The following is a 22,795-nucleotide window of genomic DNA, read 5'->3' as shown; positions in this document are numbered from 1 at the left end:
GCAGAACAAGGCGACGCCGGCCGAAGAAGCCGGCGCCCATACCGGAGCACCGGCCGCTGGGCCCGGCGGCTCCGGCTCTCGCAGCAGTATCTCCAGCGCATCCACCCAGACCATCAAGAGGAGTTTCATGCTTCGCGCCACCAAGATAGTCGCCACGATCGGCCCGGCTTCCAGTTCGCCCGAGATTCTGCTGCAGATGATGCAGGCCGGCCTCGACGTCGTGCGCCTCAATTTCTCGCACGGCACGGCCGACGATCACCGCCAGCGCGCCGAGATGGTGCGCGAGGCCGCGCGCAAGGTCGGCCGCGAGATCGCGATCATGGCCGACCTGCAGGGTCCGAAGATCCGCGTCGGCAAGTTCGAGAACGGCAAGACCACGCTGAACCCGGGCCAGCCCTTCATCCTCGACGCCACCTGCGAACTCGGCAACGACGAGCGCGTCGGCCTCGACTACAAGGACCTGCCGCGCGACCTGAAGACCGGCGACGTGCTGCTGCTCAACGACGGCCTGATCGTGCTGACCGTCGAGCGCGTGCTCGGCGACGAGATCCACACCATCGTCAAGGTGGGCGGTGAGCTGTCGAACAACAAGGGCATCAACCGCCAGGGCGGCGGGCTGTCGGCGCCGGCGCTGACCGCCAAGGACATGGAGGACATCCGCACCGCCATGTCGCTGGGCGCGGACATGGTGGCCGTGTCCTTCCCGAAGAACGCCACCGACATGGAAATGGCGCGCCAGCTCGCCAACATCGCCGGCGCGCCCTACGGCATCAAGCCGAAGATGATCGCCAAGATCGAGCGCGCCGAGGCGATTCCCGCCCTGCAGGACATCCTCGACGCCTCGGACGGCATCATGGTGGCGCGCGGCGACCTGGCCGTGGAAGTCGGCAACGCGGCCGTGCCGGCGCTGCAAAAGCGCATGATCCGCATGGCGCGCGAGTCGAACAAGCTGGTGATCACCGCCACCCAGATGATGGAGTCGATGATCCACGCGCCGGTGCCTACCCGCGCCGAGGTCTCGGACGTGGCCAACGCCGTGCTGGACGGCACCGACGCGGTGATGCTGTCGGCCGAATCGGCGGCCGGCAAGTACCCGGTGGTGACCATCGAGGCCATGGCCGCGATCTGCGTCGAGGCCGAGAAGTCGGAAACCGTCGAGCTCGACAAGGACTTCCTCGACCGCACCTTCACCCGCATCGACCAGTCGATCGCGATGGGCGCGCTGTTCACGGCCCACCACCTGGGCGCCAAGGCGATCATCGCGCTGACCGAATCGGGTTCGACGGCGCTGTGGATGTCGCGCCACATTACCCACGTGCCGATCTTCGCGCTCACGCCGCGGGTCGGCAGCGAGCGCGCGATGGCGCTGTTCCGCAACGTCACGCCGCTGCACGTCGACTTCAACAGCGACCGCGACTCGGCCATGCAGGCCGCCGTGGAGATCGTGATCCGCCAGGGTTACGTGGTGCGCGGCGACATGGTGGTGCTGACCGTCGGCGAGCCGATGGGGCAGGCCGGCGGTACCAACACGCTGAAGATCGTGCGGGTCGGCGAAACCTTCTGATTCGTCCCCGACCCTGTATGAATGCCCGGCTGGCCGGGCACGGGAAATGCCGCGCGGCGGGCTCGATGCCCCCGCGCGGCTTTTTTTTGCATTTTTTCGTGGTACATGAAACGGAAGTCGTAACAAATTGCGGAATCCGCCCGGAAACGGAACTAAACGCAGGGCGCTTCGCGATAAAATGTCGCCCACTCGACGCTCGGCCGCAGGCGCCGCCCCGTGAATTCGCCCGGGACAGGCAGCCGCCGCCAACCAGGGCGCACCGGTTTTCATTCATGGAGTACCACAATGCCTCTCGTATCAATGCGTCAACTGCTGGACCACGCAGCGGAACACGGTTATGGCCTGCCGGCATTCAACGTGAACAACCTGGAGCAGGTGCAGGCGATCATGGCGGCGGCCGACGAGGTCAACGCGCCGGTGATCATGCAGGCCTCGGCCGGCGCCCGGAAGTACGCGGGCGAGGCCTTTCTGCGCCACCTGATCGAATCGGCGGTCGAGTCCTATCCCCACATCCCGGTGGTGATGCACCAGGATCACGGCCAGTCGCCGGCGGTCTGCCTGGCGGCGATCCGCAGCGGCTTCACCAGCGTGATGATGGACGGCTCGCTGCAGGCCGACGGCAAGACGGTCGCCTCCTACGAGTACAACGTGGACGTGTCGCGCAAGGTCGTCGAGATGGCGCACTCGATCGGCGTGACGGTCGAGGCCGAACTGGGCGTGCTCGGTTCGCTCGAGACCATGAAGGGCGACAAGGAAGACGGCCACGGCGCCGAGGGCACCATGACGCGCGAGCAACTGCTGACCGATCCGGAGCAGGCCGCCGACTTCGTCAAGCAGACCCAGTGCGATGCGCTGGCGATCGCGATCGGCACCTCGCACGGCGCCTACAAGTTCTCCAAGAAGCCCACCGGCGACATCCTGTCGATCGAGCGCATCAAGGAAATCCACGCGCGCATCCCGAACACGCACCTGGTGATGCACGGCTCGTCGTCGGTGCCGCAGGAGCTGCTGGCGGAAATCCGCGAATTCGGCGGCGACATGAAGGAAACCTACGGCGTGCCGGTCGAGGAGATCCAGGAAGGCATCAAGCACGGCGTGCGCAAGATCAACATCGACACCGACCTGCGCCTGGCGATCACCGGCGCGATCCGTCGCTACCTGTTCGAGAACCCGTCGAAGTTCGATCCGCGCGACTACCTGAAGCCCGCGCGCGAAGCCGCCAAGAAGGTGTGTATCGCCCGCTACCAGGCCTTCGGCTGCGAAGGCCAGGCCGGCAAGATCAAGCCGGTTCCGCTCGACAAGATCGCCGAGCGCTACAAGGCCGGCGAACTCGCCCAGCTCGTGCGCTAACATATCGGTTTGCCGCCCGGTGGTGCCGGGCGGTGCCGGCCGGAAGTCCAGCCGCCGTTCCCGCCTGTCGACGGGGAACGGCGTTTCCCTTTTTGTTTGGCCCCATTTTCTGCGAAACGACGATGTCTACCCTTTACGAATCCACGCTCCGTTCGCTGCCGCTCCTCGGTCGCGGCAAGGTCCGCGACAACTACGCGGTCGGCACCGACAAGCTGCTGATCGTCACCACCGACCGTCTGTCGGCGTTCGACGTGATCATGGGCGAGCCGATTCCGAACAAGGGGCGGGTGCTGAACCAGATGGCCAATTTCTGGTTCGACAAGCTCTCGCACATCGTCCCGAACCACCTGACGGGCGACGCCCCGGAATCGGTGGTGGCGGCCGACGAGGTCGAGCAGGTGGCCGGCCGCGGCGTGGTGGTCAAGCGCCTGGAGCCGATCCTGGTCGAGGCGGTGGTGCGCGGCTACCTGGCCGGCAGCGGCTGGAAGGACTACCAGGCGAGCGGCGCGGTGTGCGGCGTGGAGCTGCCGGCGGGCCTGCAGAATGCGCAGAAGCTGCCCGAGCCAATCTTCACGCCGGCCGCCAAGGCCGAGATGGGCCACCACGACGAGAACATCAGCTACGAGGAATGCGAGCGCCGCATCGGCACCGAGCTGACCGCCACCCTCCGCGACATCTCGATTCGCCTGTACAAGGAAGCGGCCGACTACGCCGCCACGCGCGGCATCATCATTGCCGACACCAAGTTCGAGTTCGGCCTCGACGAGCACGGCAAGCTCTACCTGATGGACGAGGCGCTGACCGCCGATTCCTCGCGCTTCTGGCCGGCCGACGAATACCAGGTCGGCACCAACCCGCCGTCCTTCGACAAGCAGTTCGTGCGCGACTGGCTCGAGACGCAGGACTGGAAGAAGGAGCCGCCCGCGCCGAAGCTGCCCGACGACGTGGTCGCCCGCACCAGCGCCAAGTACCAGGAAGCGCTCGAGCGCATCACCGGCCAGACGCTGGCCTGAGCGCGCCGCGCGCGCCGTTCGCCGATAACGAAGGAAACGTCCCACGATGAGTGAAGTCAAGACCGCCCACACGCACAGCGCGCCGCTGATCGGCGTGCTGATGGGTTCCAGTTCCGATTGGGACGTGATGAAGCATGCCGTCGCGATCCTGCAGGAATTCGAGGTGCCCTACGAGGCCAAGGTCGTGTCCGCGCACCGCATGCCCGACGAGATGTTCGACTACGCGAAGAAGGCGCGCGAGCGCGGCCTGCGCGCGATCATCGCCGGCGCCGGCGGTGCCGCCCACCTGCCGGGCATGCTGGCCGCCAAGACCACCGTGCCGGTGCTGGGCGTGCCGGTCGCCAGCAAGTACCTGAAGGGCGTCGATTCGCTGCACTCGATCGTACAGATGCCCAAGGGCGTGCCGGTGGCGACCTTCGCGATCGGCGAGGCCGGCGCGGCCAACGCGGGCCTGTTCGCGGTCTCGCTGCTGGCCGGCACCTCGACCGACTACGCCAACCGCCTCGCCGCGTTCCGCGTGCGCCAGAACGAAGCCGCGCACGCGATGGTGCTGCCGCCGCTGTAAGCGGCGCGGCCCCGAAGACTTTCCGGCATCACCCCGGCGGCGGGCAGCGAACCCCACGATGTCCGCCGCGACCGATCACTGACATGACTGCACACTCCACTCCGGTTTCACCGATCCTGCCCGGCGCCTGGCTCGGCATGGTCGGCGGCGGCCAGCTCGGCCGCATGTTCTGCTTCGCGGCCCAATCAATGGGCTATCGCGTCGCCGTGCTCGACCCCGACGCGAGCAGCCCCGCCGGCGCGGTGGCCGATCGCCACCTGCGCGCCGCCTACGACGACGAGGCCGCGCTCACCGAGCTCGCCGAACTCTGCGAGGCGGTGTCGACCGAATTCGAGAACGTGCCTGCCGCCAGCCTCGATTTCCTGGCCCGCAGCACCTTCGTCGCGCCGGCCGGCCGCTGCGTGGCGATCGCGCAGGACCGGATCGCGGAGAAGCGCTTCATCGCCGCCTCGGGCGTGCCGGTCGCGCCGCACGTGGTGATCGAATCGGCCGAGGCGCTCGCCGCGCTGGCCGATGCCGAGCTGGACGCGGTGCTGCCCGGCATCCTCAAGACGGCGCGCATGGGCTACGACGGCAAGGGCCAGGTGCGCGTGGCGAACGCCGCTGAGGCACGCGCCGCGTTTGCCTCGCTGCGCGGCGTGCCCTGCGTGCTGGAAAAACGCCTGCCGCTCAAGTACGAGGTGTCGGCGCTGATCGCGCGCGGCGCCGACGGCCGCTCGGCCGTGTTCCCGCTCGCGCAGAACACCCATCATCACGGCATCCTGTCGCTCACCGTGGTGCCGGCGCCGGCCGCCGATGCCGTGCTCGCGGCCGCGGCCCGGCAGGCGGCGGTGCGCATCGCCGATTCGCTCGACTACGTGGGCGTGCTGTGCGTGGAGTTCTTCATCCTCGAGGACGGCTCGATGGTCGCCAACGAGATGGCGCCGCGTCCGCACAACTCGGGGCATTACACCGTCGACGCCTGCTCGGCCAGCCAGTTCGAGCAGCAGGTGCGCGCCATGGCGCGGCTGCCGCTGGGCAACCCGCGCCAGCATTCGCCGGCCGTCATGCTCAACGTGCTCGGCGACATCTGGTTCGCCGATGCCGCGGGCGAGAGCGAGGCGCTCACGCCGCCCTGGGACCAGGTTGCCGCCATGCCGGCTGCCCATCTGCACCTGTATGGCAAGGAAGAAGCGCGCGTGGGCCGCAAGATGGGCCATGTGAACTTCACGGCCGCCACGCTCGACGAGGCGCTCGAGGCCGCGCAGGCTTGCGCGAGCCTGCTGCGCATCCCGCTCGACTGAGGAGCCCGCCATCATGAGCCCGGACGTCCGTTCGACCGCCGCCTGGCCGATGCCGCCTGACGCCGCGATCGAGGAAGCCGCCGCCAAGCTCGCGGCCGGCCAACTGGTCGCGTTCCCGACCGAAACCGTCTATGGACTCGGCGCCGATGCCGAAAGCCCCGAGGCGGTGGCGCGGATCTACGCGGCCAAGGGCCGGCCCTCGAATCATCCGGTGATCGTGCATCTGCCACCCGGCGGCGATCCGGGCTACTGGGTCGAATCGCTGCCCGCCGACGCGCAAAAGCTGATCGACGCGTTCTGGCCGGGGCCGCTCACGCTGATCCTCAAACGCGCCGCGCATATCCCCGACGCGGTCAGCGGCGGGCAGGATTCGGTCGCGCTGCGCTGCCCCTCGCATCCGGTCGCGCAGCGGCTGCTGGCCGCCTTCAGCGCGCTGCGCGGCGGCCACGGCGGCGTGGCCGGCCCCTCGGCGAACCGCTTCGGCCATGTCAGCCCGACCACCGCGCAGCACGTGCGCGAGGAGTTCGGCGACAGCGTGCACGTGCTCGACGGCGGCGCGGCCGAGGTCGGCATCGAATCGACGATTCTCGACCTGTCGCGCGGTTTTCCGGCGCTGCTGCGGCCCGGCCATGTCACGCCGCAGCAGATCGCCGCCGTGCTCGGTACCGTGCCGCGCTTGCCCGACGGCAGCGATGCCACGGCGCCGCGCGCTTCCGGCACGCTGAAGGCGCATTACGCGCCGCGCACGCCGCTGGCGCTGCTGCCGTTCGATCGCCTGGAACTGCTGCTCGATGCGGCCGCCGAGGCGAGCGAGCCGGTCGCGCTGGTCGCGCGGGCGTCGAGCGCGCGCGATTGGTCCACCGCGATCGGCGTGCACTTCGTCGCCGCGCCCGAGGATCCCCAGGCCTATGCGCGCGAGTTGTACAGCCTGCTGCGCGCGCTCGATCGGGCGCAGGTCACGCGCATCCTGATCGAGCAGTTGCCGGATACGGCTGAATGGGTCGCCGTCAACGACCGGCTCGGGCGTGCCGCCGCGGCATTCGAGCAGGGCGCCGACGAGGCGCACTGAGTTTTCGCCCCGGGGCACGTCAGCGCCTCGTCTCGCTGCTGCCGTTGCGCGCGGGTTTCGCCCGCCGCGCCGGCAGGTCTTCAGTTTCTTCCCCGCGTTGCCCGGATGCGGCTCGCTCCGAGCCGCCTCGTCGATTCTTTCCTCTCGATCCACCGCCGCCTTCGCGGATGCCAGCGCGCCGCCTGACACGGTTCGGCGATGCCATGCTTGACACGTCGGAACGATCATTCCATGATTTGTGGAACGATCGTTCCGAATAATGATGTGCGAGATCCCGGATCGATCTTTCCCCATCATTTCGAAAGGAGTCGTCATGTCCATCCGTTCCGATTCCGGCGCCGTCCGGCCGAGCTTCGCCATCGCCGGCGCCACCGGGCGCGTCGGCGCCGAGCTGACGCGCCTGCTGGCCGAGGATCCGGTCGAGCTGCTCGCGCTCACGCGCTGTCCCGAAGCCGCCGTGCTGCCGGCCGGCGTGCGTGCCGTGGGCGTCGATTTCGAGCGACCGGCCAGCCTGCCCACGACCTTGCAGGGCGTCGAGCGCCTGTTCATCGCGCAAGGCAGCTCGCCGAACCAGGTCGCCAACGAGATCGCGCTGATCGACGCCGCGGTGGCGGCCGGCGTGCGCCATGTGGTGAAGCTCTCGGCGATGGGGCCGGCCACGCGCCTGTATCCGATGGCCTGGCACATGCCGATCGAGGCGCACCTGGCGCGCCAGCCGATCGCCTCGACAGTGCTGCGGCCGTCCGCCTTCACCTCGCTGCTGTTGCGCGCCGGCCCGCTGGTGGCGGCGGGCGGGTGGGGCGGCGCGGTGGGTAGTGGGCGCACCAATTTCGTCGATACCCGCGACGTGGCCGCGGCCGCGCGCGCGGCGCTGTTCGAGGAAGTCGATGGCGAGTCGCAGCTCGCCTATCACCTGACGGGGCCGCGCGCCTGGACTGTCGACGAGATCGCGCGGGAGCTCTCCGGCTTGCTCGATCGCCCGGTCGCCTATGCGCAGCGCTCGCTGGCCGAGCAGCACGCGCTGCTGCTGGCCGGCGGCCTGCCGCCCTTCGTCGCGGACCTGCTGGTCGGGCTCGACCGGCTGATGCGCGCCTCGGGCATCGGCGAGACCACGCGCACGGTGGAGGAATTGACGGGACGTCCGCCGCGTTCGCTGACGGATTGGCTGCGCGAGAACCTGGATCGCTTCCGCCGGCCGGCGGCCTGATTCCGGCGCATCAAGGAAAAACGCCCGGCGCGTCGCGCGCCGGGCGTTCTTTTTCCGCTGCCGGACCGCCCAAATGCATCGAGCGGCCGGCCGGGGCGGTCTGGCCTTACTTGGTGACGCCGGCCGCCGCGATCTGCTGCTCGACGAACTGCGCGACCAGCGCATGCAGGCGCGTAGTCGGGTGCACCGTGTCGGCGAACATGTAGGTCTGGTCGGCGTTGGCCACCGTGTAGGTCTGCGGCGAGCAGAACAGCGAGGAGGCGAAGCCGCTCGGATTGGCCACACCGGCCTTCGCGGCGGCCGCCGCCATGGCGGTCAGGTTGCAGGCCGTGCCGGTATTGCCGACCGTGAAGCCGTTGGCCTGGAAGTTCGCGCCGATGCCGTCCTGCCAGGTGTACACGTCCATCACCTTGACCTTGCTGGTGTCGACCTGCAGCGCGGCGAGCGTGGCGTTCAACGTCTGGTTGAACAGGCCCGAGAGCTGGGTCAGCGCGGCCTGGGTGGCGGCGCCGCCGGCCACCGCCAGCGGCGTGGTGCCGATGTCGGGCATGTTGGCGACGAACACGTGGCTGGCGCCGGCGTTGGCGATCTGCGCGATGATCTGGCCGAACTGCTGGGCCGCCAGGCCGACCGCCTGCGCGGCCGCGACTTGGGCGGCCGGGGTATTGCCGGCCGCCGCCGCGACCTGCGCCTGGAACAGGATGTCGTTGGCGCCGCCGTTGATCAGCACGATCTGGTTGGCGTTGAAGCTGCCGTGCGCCTGCAGGTACTGCTGCACCTGGGTGGCGATCGGCGTGGTGGTGGCCTGGGCGAAGTCGGCGTTCGGCACCGAGGCGTCGGCGTGGCCGAGGCCCGGCTGCAGCGTCACGCGCGAGCCGCCCTGGGCGTAGCCCAGGCCGCCGGTGGCCTGCAGCGGGACCCCGAAGCCGCCTTCGTAGGCGGGCTTGAGCGTGTCGCCGAAGTATTCGGCCACCTTCTGGGTCCAGACCTCGCCCGGATTGGTGGTGAAGCGCCCGCCGCCGAAGCCGAGCAGGATCTGCGGCGAATAGGTGCCAGCGTCGGACAGGCTGTCGCCGAACGAGACGATCTGCTTCTGCACGCCGGCCGGCGGGGCGGCGGGCGCGGCGTTGTCGTCACCGCCGCCGCAGGCGGCGAGCAGCGCGAACGCCGCGCTCGCGATCGCGAGCTGCGCGCTGCGCTTCAGGCGGCTCGGCAGGCGGGGCGTGGCGGTGTGGTTCGGCTTCATGCATGCATCTCCTCGTAGATATGGCCAGTTTGTTTATGCGTCGTCGGACGCGTGGTGCCCGATGTCCGGCGGCACGGCGGCAGGTCGCCCCATGTCGTCCGGCCCCCTTCGGGCCGCGGCCGTCGCGGGTCGCAACGTGCCGGTAACCTGCGCATGATAAGCGCTCGCCCACTCGGGCGGCCCGAAAATCGCGCGCCACTTGTTGCGCGGGCCGTCGACGCGGATCGCGTCGGCCGCCATCGAGCGCCATTCGTGGAAGGTCGCGACCAGCGGATTGTTCGAATTCAGCGGCTCGACGATGCCGTAGACGGGCGGATCGCGCGGATCCTCCTCGACGTAGCTGCCGAACAGGCGGTCCCAGATCACCAGCACGCCGGCGTAGTTGCGGTCGATATAGCGCGGGTTGCGCGCGTGGTGCGAGCGATGGATCGAGGGCGTGTTGAGGAAGGTCTCGAGCCAGCCTAGCTTGGGGATCGCCTGGGTGTGGACGAAGAACTGGAAGGCCAGGTTGATCAGCACGATGCCGACGATCTGCTGCGGCGGGAAGCCCAGGAAGGCCAGCGGCAGCCAGAACAGCCACATGCCGGCGATCGGGTACATCAGGCTCTGGCGGAACGCGGTCGAGAAGTTCAGGCGCTCGGAGGAGTGGTGCACCACGTGCGCGGCCCACAGCCAGCGCACGTGGTGGCTGGCGCGGTGGAACACGTAGTAGAGCAGGTCCTGCGCGATGAACAGGACCGCGAAGGAAAGCCAGCCGGCCTGCCAGTCCAGCAGCCGGTAGTGCGCGTAACAGAATGCGTAGATCGGGATCACCACCAGCCAGGCGAGCTTGTCGGCGCCCTGGTGCATCAACGCGAGCGCGGCGTTGCAGAGCGTGTCGCGCCAGGCGTAGATGTGATCGTTCGGTCGCGTGCGGGCCAGGTGCCACGCTTCCCAACCGATGCAGAGCAGGAACACGGGCGCCAGCGCGAGCAGCAGCAATTCGACATTGAATTGCATGGGCGTCTCCCCCTTTCGAGTCTGGTCGGCCATCGCCCCGGCTCGTCACGGTCCGGCCGGGTGGGATGAGAGGAAAAGAGTACGCAATCGCCGCGCCCGGCGCGACAAGTTCAGTAGAGGGAGTGTTCGGGGGAGGGTTTGCCCGCAAGCCCCGCCGGGCCGGGCTCGCGGGCCGGGCGGCGGGATCGGGCGGCGCGGCGCGGGGGGCTGCCTGGGCCGCCCGGCCCGGATTCGCCGCGGCTTGCGGGAGTGGTCCGCAAGGGCGGCTTGGCGGGCAGGCTAATTCGGCGGCTTACTCGGCGGCTTGCCCCGGGCCCGAGTAGACCCATTCGAGCAGCGCGTCGTGCGCGGCGCGCGCCGCGCTCGCGCGCGGATCGTTGATGAAGCTGACCACCACGTAGCTGTTGCCGTCGGCCGAGGCCACGTAGCCGGCGATGGCGCGCACGTCGCGCAGCGTGCCGGTCTTGATGTGGGCATTGCCGAGCACGGGCTGGTTGGTCAGGCGCCGCGCCATGGTGCCGTCCACCCCGACGATCGGCAGCGATTCGACGAAGGGCTGGGCTACCGGGCTGGCATTGGCGGCCTGCAGCAGCGCGGCGAGCGTGCGCGCGCTGACGTGCTCGTCGCGCGACAGGCCCGAGCCGTTGTCGAGCTGCAGCTCGGGCGCGGCGATGCCGCTCTTGTGGAGGAAGGACTGGATCACCTGCGCGGATTGCTCGGGCGTGGCCGGCGGCTTGCCGACGATCGCGCCGAGCGACAGGAACAGGTTGCGCGCCATCACGTTGTTGCTGTTCTTGTTGATGTCGTAGACGATGCTCGACAGCACCGGGCCGTGATGGGTCGCGACCGGGCGCGCGGTGGTCGGCACCTTGCCCTCGACGATCGGTCCCGCGAAGCTGCCGCCCGTCGAGCGCCACAGCGCCAGGAAGCCCTGCGAGAAGAACTGCGAATGATCGAGCACGGCGATGTTGCTGGTGACCGGCCCGCATTGCGGCGGGAAACGGCCCACGAAGCTGGCCCTCAGCATGCCGCCGGCGTCGGTCGACAGGCGCGGGCGCGCCGCCGCCGAGGCCATCGCGCAGGAGCCGCCGGCCTCGCTCACCTCGTTGTCGATGCTCAGGTTGGCCAGCGGCGGCAGCACGTCGATCGCGACGTTGCCGCTGTCGGTCGGCGTGACCGTGAAGGACAGCGCCTTGAAGGCGTAGAGCAGCGGGTCGGGGCCGACGTTGTAGGGCGCCTGGGTCTCGTCGTCGAAGGCGGGCAGGTCACGCGTGGAGCTGGCGAAGAAGCTCTTGTCGAGCACCAGCGAGCCGTCCACGTTGACGATGCCGGCGCGCCGGATCCGGTTGACCAGGTCGATCAGTTCCTCGGGCACCAGCTTCGGGTCGCCGGTGCCCTTGATGTAGAGGTTGCCGTGCAGCGTGCCGGACGGATCGAGCGTGCCGTCGGCATAGGCGCTGGTGCGGTAGCGGTAGTCCGCACCCAGCAGCGACAGGCCCGAGTAGGTGGTGACCAGCTTCATGGTGGAGGCCGGCAGCATCGGCCGCTCGGCGTTCCAGGCCACCACCGGCGCGCGCGCGCCGATCTTCTCGACCACCACGCTGATGCTGGAGGCCGGCACGTGGGCGCGCTGCAGGCCGGCCAGCACCGAGGCCGGCAGGATGCCGCGCGCGGCTGCCACGGTGGCGGCCGGCGCCGCGGCGGCCGCGGCCGCGTGCTTGCCGGCGCGCGGCTTCTTGCGGGCCTCGGCCGGCGTGGCGACCGCGAGGGCCGCGCAGGCGGCGAGGACCAGGGCCGCGCGCGCGGCGCGGGCGGAACGGGGAAGGAAATCGGTCGGGCGGATGGTGTGGGTCATCGACGTGCAGGGGTAGTGCGGTGCCGGCTCGGTGGTGCCGGAGTGTGCACATTGTAGAGACAAGCATCGTCGCCGGGATGACGAAATGCGTCGCGGCTGGGGCTACAATGGCCGGCATCGAATCTACTGCATCCAGGGTTGGCACGATGCGTATCCTGCTGGTCGAAGACGACAAGATGATTGCCGAGGGCGTGCGCAAGGCGCTCAAGGCCGACGGTTTCGCGGTGGACTGGGTCCAGGACGGCGAGGCCGCGCTGACCGCCATCGGCGGCGAAACCTATGACCTGATGCTGCTCGACCTGGGCCTGCCCAAGCGCGACGGCGTCGACGTGCTGCGCACCCTGCGCTCGCGCGGCCACGCGCTGCCGGTGCTGATCATCACCGCGCGCGACGCCGTCTCGGACCGCGTCAAGGGGCTCGACGCCGGCGCCGACGACTACCTCGTCAAGCCCTTCGATCTCGACGAACTGGGCGCCCGCATGCGCGCGCTGATCCGCCGCCAGTCGGGGCGCAGCGAATCGGTGATCCGCCACGGCGCGCTCACGCTCGACCCGGCCTCGCACCAGGTCACGCTCGACGGCGCGGCGGTGGCCCTCTCGGCGCGCGAGTTCGCCCTGCTCGAGGCGCTGCTGGCGCGGCCCGGCGCGGTGCTCTCGAAGAGCCAGCTGGAGGAGAAGATGTACGGCTGGGGCGAGGAGATCGGCAGCAACACGGTCGAGGTCTACATCCACGCGCTGCGCAAGAAGCTCGGCTCGGACCTGATCCGCAACGTGCGCGGGCTCGGCTACATGGTCGTCAAGGAATCGTAGCGCGTGAGGTCGATTCGCCATCAATTGCTGATCTGGCTGCTCGCGATCGTGGTCGCGGGCGTGGGCGCCGCGGGCTGGCTGATCTATCGCCAGGCGCTGGCCGAGGCCAACGAACTGTTCGACTACCAGCTCCAGGCGATCGCCGCGGCGCTGCCCTCGGAGCCCTTCTCGCAGGTGTTCGGCTCGCGCACCAACGGTGACGAGGGCATCGTGATCCAGATCTGGAACCGCAACGGCGGCCTGATGTACTTCTCGCATCCGCGTGCGCCGATCGCGCCGCGCGCCGAGCTGGGCTTCTCCACCGAACGCACCGATCGCGGCGAATGGCGCGTGTACGGCGCGATCGTCGGCGACAACGTGGTGCAGCTCGCGCAGCCGCTGTCGGTGCGCAATCGGCTGGCCGCCAGCGTCGCGCTGCGCACCGTGTGGCCGCTGATCCTGCTGCTGCCGTTTCTCGGCGCGGCGGTCTGGATGATCGTCGGGCGCGGCATGCGGCCCTTGCGGCGCGTCACGCGCGCGGTCGAATCGCGTCGGCCCGAGGCGCTCGACCCGTTGCCCGACAACCGCCTGCCGCAGGAAGTGCAGCCGCTCGTGCATGCGCTCAACGGCTTGCTGGCGCGCCTGGCAGCGGCGCTCGACACGCAGAAGGCCTTCGTTGCCGATGCCGCGCACGAGCTGCGCACGCCGCTGGCCGCGGTGCAGATCCAGGCGCAGCTGGTGGCGCGCGCGCAAGACGACGAGACCCGCCGCGAGGCGCTGGCCGACCTGCAGAGCGGCGTCACGCGCGCCACGCGCCTGGCCGAGCAACTGCTCGCGCTGGCGCGCTCCGAGCCCGACGGCGCCACGGTGCGCGAGCCGGTCGCGCTGGCCGACGTGCTCGCGCATTGCGTGAGCGCGCAGGCGGTGGTCGCGCAGAAGCGCAACATCGACCTCGGCATCGAGGAGGCCCAGCCGGCCATCGTCGACGCCGATATCGGCGCGCTGCGCGTGATGCTCAACAACGTGCTCGACAATGCCGTGAAGTACACGCCGGAAGGCGGGCGCATCGACGTCTCGCTGAGCTTCGACGAGGGCCGCGCGCTGGTGCGGGTGGCCGACAGCGGCCCCGGCATTCCGCCCGAGGAGCGCGAGCGCGTGTTCGACCGCTTCTACCGGGACTCCTCGGCGCGCATGCGCACCGACGTGTCGGGCAGCGGCCTGGGCCTGGCGATCGTCAAGCGCGTGGCCGCCCAGCAGCGCGCCATCGTCACGCTCGGCGAATCGCCTGCGGGGGGCTTGCTGGTGGAGATCGCGTTTCCCGGCGCGCGTCTCGCCTGAAAGCCATTTGAAGGCCGTGTGGCCAGGGTTTGCGATCCGCCCCCGATTCTGTTAAGCCTCCTTTAAGACAGTGCCTTTACGCTGCGAACCAACAACGAGGAGGTAGAACCATGAACACCCGTTTCCTGGCGCGCAGCGCCGTCGTCGTGGCCGTCGCGGCCGCTTTGTCCGCCGGTTATGTGGCCGGCACGCGTCATGCCGAACCGCCGGAGATCATCTCGCCGGCGCAGGCCGCCGCGCTGATGCCGGCCGAGGCCGCCGCGAAGACGGGGATTCCCGATTTCTCGGGGCTGGTCGAAACCTATGGCCCGGCGGTGGTCAACATCAGCGCCAAGCACGTGGTGAAGGCTTCGGCCCGTCGCGGCGGCGGCGCGCAGCAACTGCCGATCGATCCGAGCGATCCGTTCTACCAGTTCTTCAAGCATTTCTACGGCCAGGTGCCGGGCATGGGCGGCGGAGGCGGAGGCGGCCAGGCCGACGACACGCCGAGCACCAGCCTCGGCTCGGGCTTCATCGTGAGTCCTGACGGCTACATCCTGACCAACGCGCACGTGATCGACGGCGCCAACGTGGTCACCGTCAAGCTGACCGACAAGCGCGAGTACCGCGCCAAGGTGATCGGCGCCGACAAGCAGTCCGACGTGGCGGTGCTCAAGATCGACGCGAGCGGCCTGCCGACCGTGAAGATCGGCGATCCGCAGCAGAGCAAGGTCGGCCAGTGGGTGGTGGCGATCGGCTCGCCCTACGGCTTCGACAACACCGTGACCTCGGGCATCATCAGCGCGAAGTCGCGTGCGCTGCCTGACGAGAACTACACGCCGTTCATCCAGACCGACGTGCCGGTCAACCCCGGCAATTCCGGCGGCCCGCTGTTTAACCTGCAGGGCGAGGTGATCGGCATCAACTCGATGATCTACTCGCAGACGGGCGGCTTCCAGGGCCTGTCCTTCGCGATCCCGATCAACGAGGCGATCAAGGTCAAGGACGAACTGGTGAAGACCGGCCACGTGAGCCGCGGCCGGCTCGGCGTGGCGGTGCAGGGCCTCGACCAGACGCTGGCGAGTTCGTTCGGACTGCAGAAGCCCGACGGCGCGCTGGTCAGTTCGGTCGATCCGAAGGGCCCGGCCGCCAAGGCCGGCCTGCAGCCGGGCGACGTGATCCTGTCGGTGAACGGCACGCCGGTGCAGGATTCGACCATGCTGCCGGGCCAGATCGCCAGCCTCAAGCCGGGCACCAAGGCCGACCTGCAGATCTGGCGCGACAAGGCACGCAAGGACGTGACGGTGACCCTCACCTCGTTGGCGGACAGCCAGCAGGTCGCCGGCAACGACGAGCCGGCCGAGCAGGGGCGCCTGGGCGTCGCGGTGCGCCAGTTGAGCCCGCAGGAGCGCGCCGGCAGCTCGCTCACGCACGGGCTGGTGGTGCAGCAGGCCACCGGGCCTGCCGCCAATGCCGGCATCCAGCCGGGCGACGTGATCCTGGCGGTGAACGGCCGCCCGGTCACCAGCCCCGAGCAGTTGCGCGACGCGGTCAAGAACGCCGGCAACAGCCTGGCGCTGCTGATCCAGCGTGACGACGCACAGATCTTCGTGCCGGTCGATCTGAGCTGATCCGAACCATCCGGCCGGCCGGGATCGCATCTTGCTTGGCTTTGCAGCTTGGATCCCCGGCCGGGCGGCAAGCCTGGTTTCGTGGCGGCATCCCAGTGCCGCCTTCCGTTTTCCGACCCAGTAAGGAGACGAACCATGCAACAACAACACGTTTCGAAATTCCTGCTTGCGGCCGCGCTGGCCTTGGGCCTGGCGGGCGGTGCCTATGCGCAGTCCGGGCTGCCCGACGTCAAGCAGCAGGGCGACGTGAGCTACGTGTCGGGCGGCGTCGGCCTCGACGAGTCGAATGCCTTCCAGCGCGCCGAGCACCAGTGGCCGCTGTCGATCCGCTTCACCGGCGCGGGCGGCGAATACCTCTCGGGCGTGCACGTCTCGATCATGGGCCACGACGGCGAGGTGCTGAAGGCCGATACGCGCGGCCCCTACATGCTGGTGCGGCTCGCGCCGGGCGCCTACAAGGTGAGCGCGAATTACAACGGCAAGACCGAGATGCGCAATGTGACGGTGCCGGCCAAGGGCGACGCGAAGCTCGCCTTTTCCTGGGCCGCGCAGTAAGCTTTTTGTCGGCTCGCCGGCCGGCGGTGCCCGATCCCGCACGCGATCGCGGCATTTCCTAGATAATGAAAACCACGGCTCAGGCCGTGGTTTTTTTCGACCGTCGGCCTTCTGGCGGCGCGACGGCATCGCAGGATGGCGCGGCGGCGACCGCGGATTTCGGGGAGAGGCATGGAGCTGAACGACGCGCTGCGGGTTGCGCTTGCGCCGTCGAAGGTCTGGGCGGCCTTGCACGATCTCGCACTGCTGCGCGCGAGCGTCGAGCACTGCGAAGCATTGACCCGGCTGTCCCAGGACGACTACACGCTGGTGCTGACGGTGCCGCTCGGGCCGCTGCGCGCGCGCTACGAAGTCCGCGTCCATCTCCAGCCGACCTCGGGCGGGCGGCCGCGCCGCAGCCTCGTGTTCATCGCGCGCACCGAGGGCGGCGGCCTGTTGCGCGGGCAGCTCGACGTGCGCCTGTCCGGCCATCGCGTCGCCGACGGGCTCGTCACACGTATCCACTACACGATCCGCGCCACCGCCGCGGGGCCGCTCGCCGAACTGCCGCCGCGTCAGGTCGAGCAGGGCCTGCGGCGCCTGGCCGACGATTTCTTCTCCGAGTTCGCCGCCAGCCTGCTGGCCAAATTCGGCCTCGCGCCGAATCTCGCCACGGCCGAGCCGCGTCACCGCCATGTGTTCCTGCGTCCCGACGGCCTGTCGGCCGCGCTGCGCCGCGCGCGCGAGCGCTCCGCGTTCGGCGGCGCGCTGGCGGGGCGGGCCGGCGGCGCCATGCCCGATGGCCGCGCCTCGGGCATGGCCGTGCCGGCCTGGGTCTGGCTGACGGTGGTGGCGCTGGTGGTGGTCGGGCTCGGCGTGGCGCGCTGGCTCGGCATGTGACGCCATGTGAGACGCGACCGACCGGACTTTCCGGCTCGGTACCCGGCGGCGGGCGCCGCCGTCTTTTCTCTCCTTGCCGAATCTTTCAGGCCGCCGGCTTGCGTCGCAGCGCGGGGCTCAGCCGCAGCATGTCGAACACCGCGTCGACCAGCGGCTCGGCATGCTGCTCGGCGTCGATCTCGTCGGGCAGCATCAGCATGTCGCGCACGAAGCCGCTGACCAGCGTGTGCAGCATCAGGGTGGCGCGCCAGGTGTCGAGATCGGCCGGCAGTTCGCCGTCGGCGACCGCCTGCTTCATGTCGCCCTCGATGTTGTGCAGCGCCTCGGACATGCCGGCGCGATTGCGCTGCAGCAGCGGCTCGAGGTCCGCGACATATTCACATTTCAGGAACAGGATGCTGAACACGCGCCGCAGCTGCGAATCGCGCGCGACGCCCAGCAGGCACCAGACGAGGATCTTGCGGATGCGCCCGAGCGGGTCGGCGCGGGGCTTGTCGGAGGTCGCCTTCAGCTCGTCGATCGGCAGGAACACGCGGTCGAACATGGCATCGAACAGCTCGCCCTTGTTCGCGAAATGCCAGTAGATCGCGCCGCGCGTGACGCCCGCGTGCTGGGCGATGTCTGCGAGCGTGGTGTGCGAGACGCCCTTCTCGAAAAAGACGTGCTCGGCGGCGTCGAGGATGCCGTTGCGGGTCGCGAGCGCTTCCTCTTTGGTACGTCTGACCATTGCTGTGCCTGTGCTGCGCCGGTATTGATGAGATCGGCGACGTTGATGATGAGCCTGGAAAACCGATGATTGCTTGATCCGGAGAAGGGATCCGCGCGTGAACTTACGTGCGTAACCGTCGGTAATTTGTAAGAATTTGTATCGTTCATGAACGGCTTTTACATACATACATGAACGTATATACAATACCACCCACGATCGAAGGGCCCAAGCAGTAGATCGAATACCCCTGCGGCAATCAGTTAATATCCACCTCTGCTGATTTCCCTCCCGTATTGCGTCGCGGTTGTCGCGCGACATCCCCCGGCACGGCGGCATGCGTGCCGTTGTCGTATTCGCAGTCCTGCATTTCTGGTGTGTTCGATCGGCGCCGCAAGGCGCATTCGTGTCGCGGCCCCAGGCCAAGCACTTACTTCTTTTGTTACGAACGAGGTCGTTCCATGCGCGTCGAACGGGTTCCATACCGCTTAATCAGTGTCGCCGCGGCAGCAGTCTTCCTTGCTGCCTGTGGAAAAAAAGAATCGGCACCGCAACAGCAGGCGCCGGAAGTCGGCGTCGTGACGGTCCAGCCGCAATCGGTGCCGGTCGTCACCGAACTGCCGGGCCGCACCAGTGCCTTCCTGGTCGCCCAGGTGCGGGCACGGGTGGACGGCATCGTGCTGCGTCGCGAATTCACCGAAGGCACCGACGTCAAGGCGGGCCAGCGCCTGTACAAGATCGACCCGGCGCCCTACATCGCCGCGCTGAACAGCGCCAAGGCCACGCTCGCGCGGGCCCAGGCGAACCTCGCCTCCACCAACGCGCAGGCGGCGCGCTTCAAGGTGCTGGTGGCCGCGAACGCGGTCAGCAAGCAGGACTACGACAACGCCGTGGCCTCGGCCGGCCAGGCCGCGGCCGACGTGGCCTCGGGCAAGGCCGCGGTCGACACCGCGCAGATCAACCTCGGCTACACCGACGTGCTCTCGCCCATCACGGGCCGCATCGGCATCTCGCAGGTCACGCCGGGCGCCTACGTGCAGGCCAGCCAGGCGACGCTGATGGCGACCCTGCAGCAGCTCGACCCGATGTACGTCGACCTCACGCAATCGAGCCTGGACGGCCTCAAGCTGCGCCAGGACATCCAGAGCGGGCGCATCAAGACGAGCGGGCCGAACGCGGCCAAGGTCAAGCTGGTGCTGGAGGACGGCAAGACCTACCCGCTCGAGGGCAAGCTGCAGTTCACCGACGTGACGGTCGACCAGACCACCGGCTCGGTGACGATCCGCGCACTGTTCCCGAACCCGAACCACGTGCTGCTGCCGGGCATGTTCGTGCGCGCGCGCATCGACGAAGGCAGCAACGACAACGCCTTCCTGGTGCCGCAGATCGGCGTGCAGCACGATCCGAAGGGCCAGGCGACCGCGCTGGTGGTCGGCCAGGACAACAAGATCGCGCCGCGCGTGCTGCAGACCTCGGGCACCTACGGCCAGAACTGGATCGTCGAGGGTGGCCTGCAGCCGGGCGACCGCGTGATCGTGCAGGGCGTGGGCAAGGTCCAGCCGGGCATGACGGTCAAGCCGGTGGCGGCGCAACTGCCGCCTGACCAGAACGCGGGCAAGGATCCGAGCAGCCTGCCGAGCGCGGCGAGCGACATGAACTCGGGCGCTTCCGGCGCAGCCGGTGCCTCGGGCGCGTCGTCCGCGGCGCCGGCCAGCGGGGCGGCGGCCGGTTCGGCGGCGAGTGCGACGGCAGCTTCGGGCGCGTAATCACAGGGGGCCTGTTTCATGGCAAAGTTTTTTATCGATCGCCCGATCTTCGCGTGGGTGATCGCCATCATTCTGATGCTGGCCGGTATCGCGTCGATTTTCACGCTGCCGATCGCCCAGTATCCGACCATCGCGCCGCCGTCGATCCAGATTTCCGCCACCTATCCGGGTGCGTCGGCGAAGACGGTCGAGGACACGGTCACCCAGGTGGTCGAGCAGCAGATGAGCGGCCTCGACAACTTCCTGTACATGTCGTCCACCAGTGACGACTCGGGTACGTCGACCATCACGCTGACGTTCGCAGCCGGTACCAATCCGGACATCGCGCAGGTGCAGGTGCAGAACAAGCTGTCGCTGGCGACGCCGATCCTGCCGCAGGTCGTGCAGCAGCTGGGTCTGAAGGTCACCAAGTCGAGCAGCAGCTTCCTGCTGGTGCTCGCCTTCGTGTCGGAAGACGGCAGCATGAACAAGTACGACCTCGCGAACTACGTCGCCTCGCACGTGGAGGATCCGATCAGCCGTCTGAACGGCGTCGGTACCGTCACGCTGTTCGGCTCGCAGTATGCGATGCGGATCTGGCTCGATCCGAACAAGCTGACCAACTACTCGCTGACGCCGGTCGATGTGACCAGCGCGATCACCTCGCAGAACGTGCAGATCGCGGGCGGCCAGATCGGCGGCACCCCGGCGGTGCCGGGCACGGTGCTGCAGGCGACCATCACCGAGCAGACCCTGCTGCAGACGCCCGAGGAGTTCGGCAACATCCTGCTGAAGGTCAACCAGGATGGTTCGCAGGTGCGGCTGAAGGACGTCGCGAAGCTGAGCCTGGGTGGCGAAAACTACAACTTCGACACCAAGTACAACGGCCAGCCGACGGCCGGCCTCGGCATCCAGCTCGCCACCAACGCCAATGCGCTGCAGACGGCGAACGCGGTGCGCGCCAAGATCGACGAGCTGTCGAAGTACTTCCCGCACGGCCTGACCGTCAAGTACCCGTATGACACGACGCCGTTCGTGCGCCTGTCGATCGAGGAAGTGGTCAAGACGCTGCTGGAAGGCATCGTGCTGGTGTTCCTGGTGATGTACCTGTTCCTGCAGAACCTGCGGGCGACCATCATCCCGACCATCGCGGTGCCGGTGGTGCTGCTGGGCACCTTCGCGATCATGTCGGCGGTGGGTTTCTCGATCAACACCTTGTCCATGTTCGGCCTGGTGCTGGCGATCGGCCTGCTGGTGGACGATGCGATCGTGGTGGTGGAGAACGTCGAGCGGGTGATGTCGGAGGAGGGGCTCTCGCCGAAGGAAGCGACCAAGAAGGCGATGGGCCAGATCACCGGCGCGCTGGTGGGCGTGGCCCTGGTGCTGTCGGCGGTGTTCGTGCCGGTGGCCTTCTCGGGCGGCTCGGTGGGCGCGATCTATCGCCAGTTCTCGCTGACCATCGTCTCGGCGATGGTGCTGTCGGTGCTGGTGGCGCTGATCCTCACGCCGGCGCTTTGCGCGACCATCCTCAAGCCGATCCCGCAAGGTCACCACGAGGAAAAGAAGGGCTTCTTCGGCTGGTTCAACCGGAACTTCAACCGCAGCCGCGACAACTATCACAAGGGCGTGCACCACGTGATCAAGCGCTCGGGCCGCTGGCTGATCATCTATCTGGTGGTGATCGTCGCGGTCGGGCTGCTGTTCGTGCGCCTGCCGAAGTCCTTCCTGCCTGATGAGGACCAGGGCCTGATGTTCGTGATCGTGCAGACGCCGTCGGGCTCCACCCAGGAGACCACCGCGCGCACGCTGAAGGACATTTCGGACTACGTGCTGAAGGACGAGAAGGACATCGTCGAATCCGCGTTCACCGTGAACGGCTTCAGCTTCGCCGGCCGCGGTCAGAACTCGGGCCTGGTGTTCGTGAAGCTGAAGGACTACGCCTCGCGTCAGCATGCCAACCAGAAGGTGCAGGCGCTGATCGGGCGGATGTTCGGACGCTACGCGGGCTACAAGGACGCGATCGTGATTCCGTTCAACCCGCCGTCGATTCCCGAGCTGGGTACCGCCGCGGGCTTCGACTTCGAGCTGACCGACAACGCGGGCCTCGGCCACGACGCGCTGATGGCGGCACGTAACCAGCTGCTCGGCCTGGCCGCCAAGGATCCCACGCTGCAGGGCGTGCGTCCGAACGGCCTGAACGACACGCCGCAGTACAAGGTCGATATCGACCGCGAGAAGGCCAACGCGCTCGGCGTGACGGCATCCGCGATCGACCAGACCTTCTCGATCGCCTGGGCCTCGCAGTACGTCAACAACTTCCTCGATACGGACGGTCGTATCAAGAAGGTGTACGTGATGGCCGATGCGCCGTTCCGCGCCACGCCGGAAGACCTGAACATCTGGTACGTGCGCAACGGCGCGGGCGGGATGGTGCCGTTCAGCGCCTTTGCCACCGGCCACTGGACCTACGGTTCGCCGAAGCTGGAGCGCTACAACGGTATCTCGGCGGTGGAAATCCAGGGCCAGGCGGCACCGGGCAAGAGTACCGGCCAGGCGATGACGGCCATGCAGGCGCTCGCGCAGAAGCTGCCGGTCGGTATCGGCTACTCCTGGACGGGCCTGTCGTACCAGGAAATCCAGTCGGGTTCGCAGGCGCCGATCCTCTACGCGATCTCGATCCTGGTGGTGTTCCTGTGTCTGGCGGCGCTGTACGAAAGCTGGTCGATCCCGTTCTCGGTGATCATGGTGGTGCCGCTCGGCGTGATCGGCGCACTGCTGGCGGCGACGCTGCGCGGTCTCGAGAACGACGTGTTCTTCCAGGTCGGCCTGCTGACCACGGTGGGCCTGTCGGCGAAGAACGCGATCCTGATCGTGGAATTCGCGCGTGAGCTGCAGGTCGGGGAGAAGATGGGGCCGGTCGAGGCGGCACTGGAGGCGGCACGGCTGCGGCTGCGCCCGATCCTGATGACCTCGCTCGCCTTCATTCTCGGCGTGCTGCCGCTGGCGATCAGCAACGGCGCGGG

Annotated in this window: 18 protein-coding genes; 14 read left to right on the top strand and 4 right to left on the bottom strand. The window is 68.5% G+C overall.

Annotation, left to right across the window (positions count from 1 at the left end):
• Positions 1–127 precede the first annotated feature (127 nt).
• The 7 genes from pyk (at position 128) to FB600_RS03155 (ending at position 8,051) form a co-directional block, all read left to right on the top strand.
• A complete protein-coding gene (gene pyk / locus FB600_RS03185; protein ID WP_036049356.1) occupies positions 128–1,564 on the top strand; it encodes a pyruvate kinase in 1,437 nt (478 codons plus the stop codon).
• A gap of 285 nt (positions 1,565–1,849) precedes the next feature.
• Entirely contained in the window at positions 1,850–2,914 is a 1,065-nt protein-coding gene (gene fba / locus FB600_RS03180; RefSeq protein WP_145756249.1) for a class II fructose-bisphosphate aldolase, read from the top strand.
• A gap of 122 nt (positions 2,915–3,036) precedes the next feature.
• Entirely contained in the window at positions 3,037–3,927 is an 891-nt protein-coding gene (locus tag FB600_RS03175) for a phosphoribosylaminoimidazolesuccinocarboxamide synthase (protein ID WP_096750274.1), read from the top strand.
• Between the two features lie 46 nt (positions 3,928–3,973).
• Positions 3,974–4,492 (top strand): 5-(carboxyamino)imidazole ribonucleotide mutase, encoded by a 519-nt coding sequence (purE, locus tag FB600_RS03170; RefSeq protein ID WP_145756248.1) that lies wholly within the window; start codon positions 3,974–3,976, stop codon positions 4,490–4,492.
• 83 nt (positions 4,493–4,575) lie between these two features.
• Positions 4,576–5,775: a 5-(carboxyamino)imidazole ribonucleotide synthase gene (locus tag FB600_RS03165; RefSeq protein ID WP_145756247.1), complete on the top strand. Its 1,200-nt coding sequence runs from the start codon at positions 4,576–4,578 to the stop codon at positions 5,773–5,775.
• Positions 5,776–5,788: 13 nt separating this feature from the next.
• On the top strand, positions 5,789–6,844 hold the full coding sequence (locus FB600_RS03160) for an L-threonylcarbamoyladenylate synthase (protein WP_164467555.1): 1,056 nt from the start codon (positions 5,789–5,791) through the stop codon (positions 6,842–6,844).
• Between the two features lie 313 nt (positions 6,845–7,157).
• Positions 7,158–8,051, top strand: coding sequence for an NAD(P)H-binding protein (locus FB600_RS03155; protein ID WP_145756246.1), 894 nt, complete (start codon positions 7,158–7,160; stop codon positions 8,049–8,051).
• A 106-nt stretch (positions 8,052–8,157) separates the two neighbouring features.
• Here the strand turns inward: FB600_RS03155 and FB600_RS03150 are convergent, their stop codons facing one another.
• The 3 genes from FB600_RS03150 to dacB form a co-directional block, all read right to left on the bottom strand.
• A complete protein-coding gene (locus FB600_RS03150; RefSeq protein ID WP_017918737.1) occupies positions 8,158–9,297 on the bottom strand; it encodes an SGNH/GDSL hydrolase family protein in 1,140 nt (379 codons plus the stop codon).
• Positions 9,298–9,330: 33 nt separating this feature from the next.
• Positions 9,331–10,296, bottom strand: coding sequence for a sterol desaturase family protein (locus tag FB600_RS03145; protein ID WP_145756245.1), 966 nt, complete (start codon positions 10,294–10,296; stop codon positions 9,331–9,333).
• Between the two features lie 292 nt (positions 10,297–10,588).
• Positions 10,589–12,151, bottom strand: coding sequence for a D-alanyl-D-alanine carboxypeptidase/D-alanyl-D-alanine-endopeptidase (dacB, locus tag FB600_RS03140; RefSeq protein ID WP_096750278.1), 1,563 nt, complete (start codon positions 12,149–12,151; stop codon positions 10,589–10,591).
• 146 nt (positions 12,152–12,297) lie between these two features.
• Here dacB and FB600_RS03135 point away from each other — a divergent pair, with 146 nt between their 5' ends.
• From FB600_RS03135 to FB600_RS03115, 5 genes are all read left to right on the top strand, one after another.
• Positions 12,298–12,960, top strand: a complete 663-nt coding sequence (locus FB600_RS03135; RefSeq protein WP_025096971.1) for a response regulator — start codon at positions 12,298–12,300, stop codon at positions 12,958–12,960.
• Between the two features lie 3 nt (positions 12,961–12,963).
• Positions 12,964–14,277, top strand: a complete 1,314-nt coding sequence (locus FB600_RS03130) for an ATP-binding protein (RefSeq protein WP_096750279.1) — start codon at positions 12,964–12,966, stop codon at positions 14,275–14,277.
• A 110-nt stretch (positions 14,278–14,387) separates the two neighbouring features.
• Complete coding sequence (locus FB600_RS03125; RefSeq protein WP_096750280.1) at positions 14,388–15,887, top strand: DegQ family serine endoprotease; 1,500 nt, start codon at positions 14,388–14,390, stop codon at positions 15,885–15,887.
• A gap of 135 nt (positions 15,888–16,022) precedes the next feature.
• A complete protein-coding gene (locus tag FB600_RS03120) occupies positions 16,023–16,442 on the top strand; it encodes a carboxypeptidase-like regulatory domain-containing protein (protein WP_013699233.1) in 420 nt (139 codons plus the stop codon).
• Between the two features lie 171 nt (positions 16,443–16,613).
• Positions 16,614–17,321 carry a CoxG family protein gene (locus FB600_RS03115; protein ID WP_098153640.1) on the top strand — a complete coding sequence of 236 codons (708 nt, stop codon included), beginning with the start codon at positions 16,614–16,616 and terminating at the stop codon, positions 17,319–17,321.
• A gap of 85 nt (positions 17,322–17,406) precedes the next feature.
• Here FB600_RS03115 and FB600_RS03110 read toward each other — a convergent pair whose 3' ends face one another.
• Positions 17,407–18,048: a TetR family transcriptional regulator gene (locus FB600_RS03110; RefSeq protein ID WP_013699231.1), complete on the bottom strand. Its 642-nt coding sequence runs from the start codon at positions 18,046–18,048 to the stop codon at positions 17,407–17,409.
• Between the two features lie 440 nt (positions 18,049–18,488).
• Between FB600_RS03110 and FB600_RS03105 the strand changes: the two genes are divergently transcribed.
• Together FB600_RS03105 and FB600_RS03100 are read left to right on the top strand one after the other, a co-directional pair.
• A complete protein-coding gene (locus FB600_RS03105; protein WP_013699230.1) occupies positions 18,489–19,793 on the top strand; it encodes an efflux RND transporter periplasmic adaptor subunit in 1,305 nt (434 codons plus the stop codon).
• 18 nt (positions 19,794–19,811) lie between these two features.
• Positions 19,812–22,795, top strand: a 2,984-nt coding sequence (locus FB600_RS03100; protein ID WP_145756244.1) for an efflux RND transporter permease subunit, incomplete at its 3' end; no start/stop codon positions are given.

Origin of the sequence: Burkholderia sp. SJZ089 (assembly GCF_007828315.1) — a bacterium.
GTDB classification, from domain to species: Bacteria; Pseudomonadota; Gammaproteobacteria; order Burkholderiales; family Burkholderiaceae; genus Burkholderia; species Burkholderia gladioli.
This window is presented reverse-complemented; position numbering and strand designations above follow the sequence as displayed.

Excerpts from the sequence above, each read along its gene's own strand:
- FB600_RS03160 (WP_164467555.1), top strand. The coding sequence starts at position 5,789 with ATGAGCCCGGACGTCCGTTCGACCGCCGCCTGGCCGATGCCGCCTGAC.
- FB600_RS03105 (WP_013699230.1), top strand. The coding sequence starts at position 18,489 with ATGCGCGTCGAACGGGTTCCATACCGCTTAATCAGTGTCGCCGCGGCA.
- FB600_RS03120 (WP_013699233.1), top strand. The coding sequence starts at position 16,023 with ATGCAACAACAACACGTTTCGAAATTCCTGCTTGCGGCCGCGCTGGCC.
- FB600_RS03110 (WP_013699231.1), bottom strand. The coding sequence starts at position 18,048 with ATGGTCAGACGTACCAAAGAGGAAGCGCTCGCGACCCGCAACGGCATC.
- FB600_RS03125 (WP_096750280.1), top strand. The coding sequence starts at position 14,388 with ATGAACACCCGTTTCCTGGCGCGCAGCGCCGTCGTCGTGGCCGTCGCG.
- pyk (WP_036049356.1), top strand. The coding sequence starts at position 128 with ATGCTTCGCGCCACCAAGATAGTCGCCACGATCGGCCCGGCTTCCAGT.
- FB600_RS03115 (WP_098153640.1), top strand. The coding sequence starts at position 16,614 with ATGGAGCTGAACGACGCGCTGCGGGTTGCGCTTGCGCCGTCGAAGGTC.
- FB600_RS03175 (WP_096750274.1), top strand. The coding sequence starts at position 3,037 with ATGTCTACCCTTTACGAATCCACGCTCCGTTCGCTGCCGCTCCTCGGT.
- FB600_RS03155 (WP_145756246.1), top strand. The coding sequence starts at position 7,158 with ATGTCCATCCGTTCCGATTCCGGCGCCGTCCGGCCGAGCTTCGCCATC.
- dacB (WP_096750278.1), bottom strand. The coding sequence starts at position 12,151 with ATGACCCACACCATCCGCCCGACCGATTTCCTTCCCCGTTCCGCCCGC.
- fba (WP_145756249.1), top strand. The coding sequence starts at position 1,850 with ATGCCTCTCGTATCAATGCGTCAACTGCTGGACCACGCAGCGGAACAC.
- FB600_RS03150 (WP_017918737.1), bottom strand. The coding sequence starts at position 9,297 with ATGAAGCCGAACCACACCGCCACGCCCCGCCTGCCGAGCCGCCTGAAG.
- purE (WP_145756248.1), top strand. The coding sequence starts at position 3,974 with ATGAGTGAAGTCAAGACCGCCCACACGCACAGCGCGCCGCTGATCGGC.
- FB600_RS03135 (WP_025096971.1), top strand. The coding sequence starts at position 12,298 with ATGCGTATCCTGCTGGTCGAAGACGACAAGATGATTGCCGAGGGCGTG.
- FB600_RS03165 (WP_145756247.1), top strand. The coding sequence starts at position 4,576 with ATGACTGCACACTCCACTCCGGTTTCACCGATCCTGCCCGGCGCCTGG.
- FB600_RS03145 (WP_145756245.1), bottom strand. The coding sequence starts at position 10,296 with ATGCAATTCAATGTCGAATTGCTGCTGCTCGCGCTGGCGCCCGTGTTC.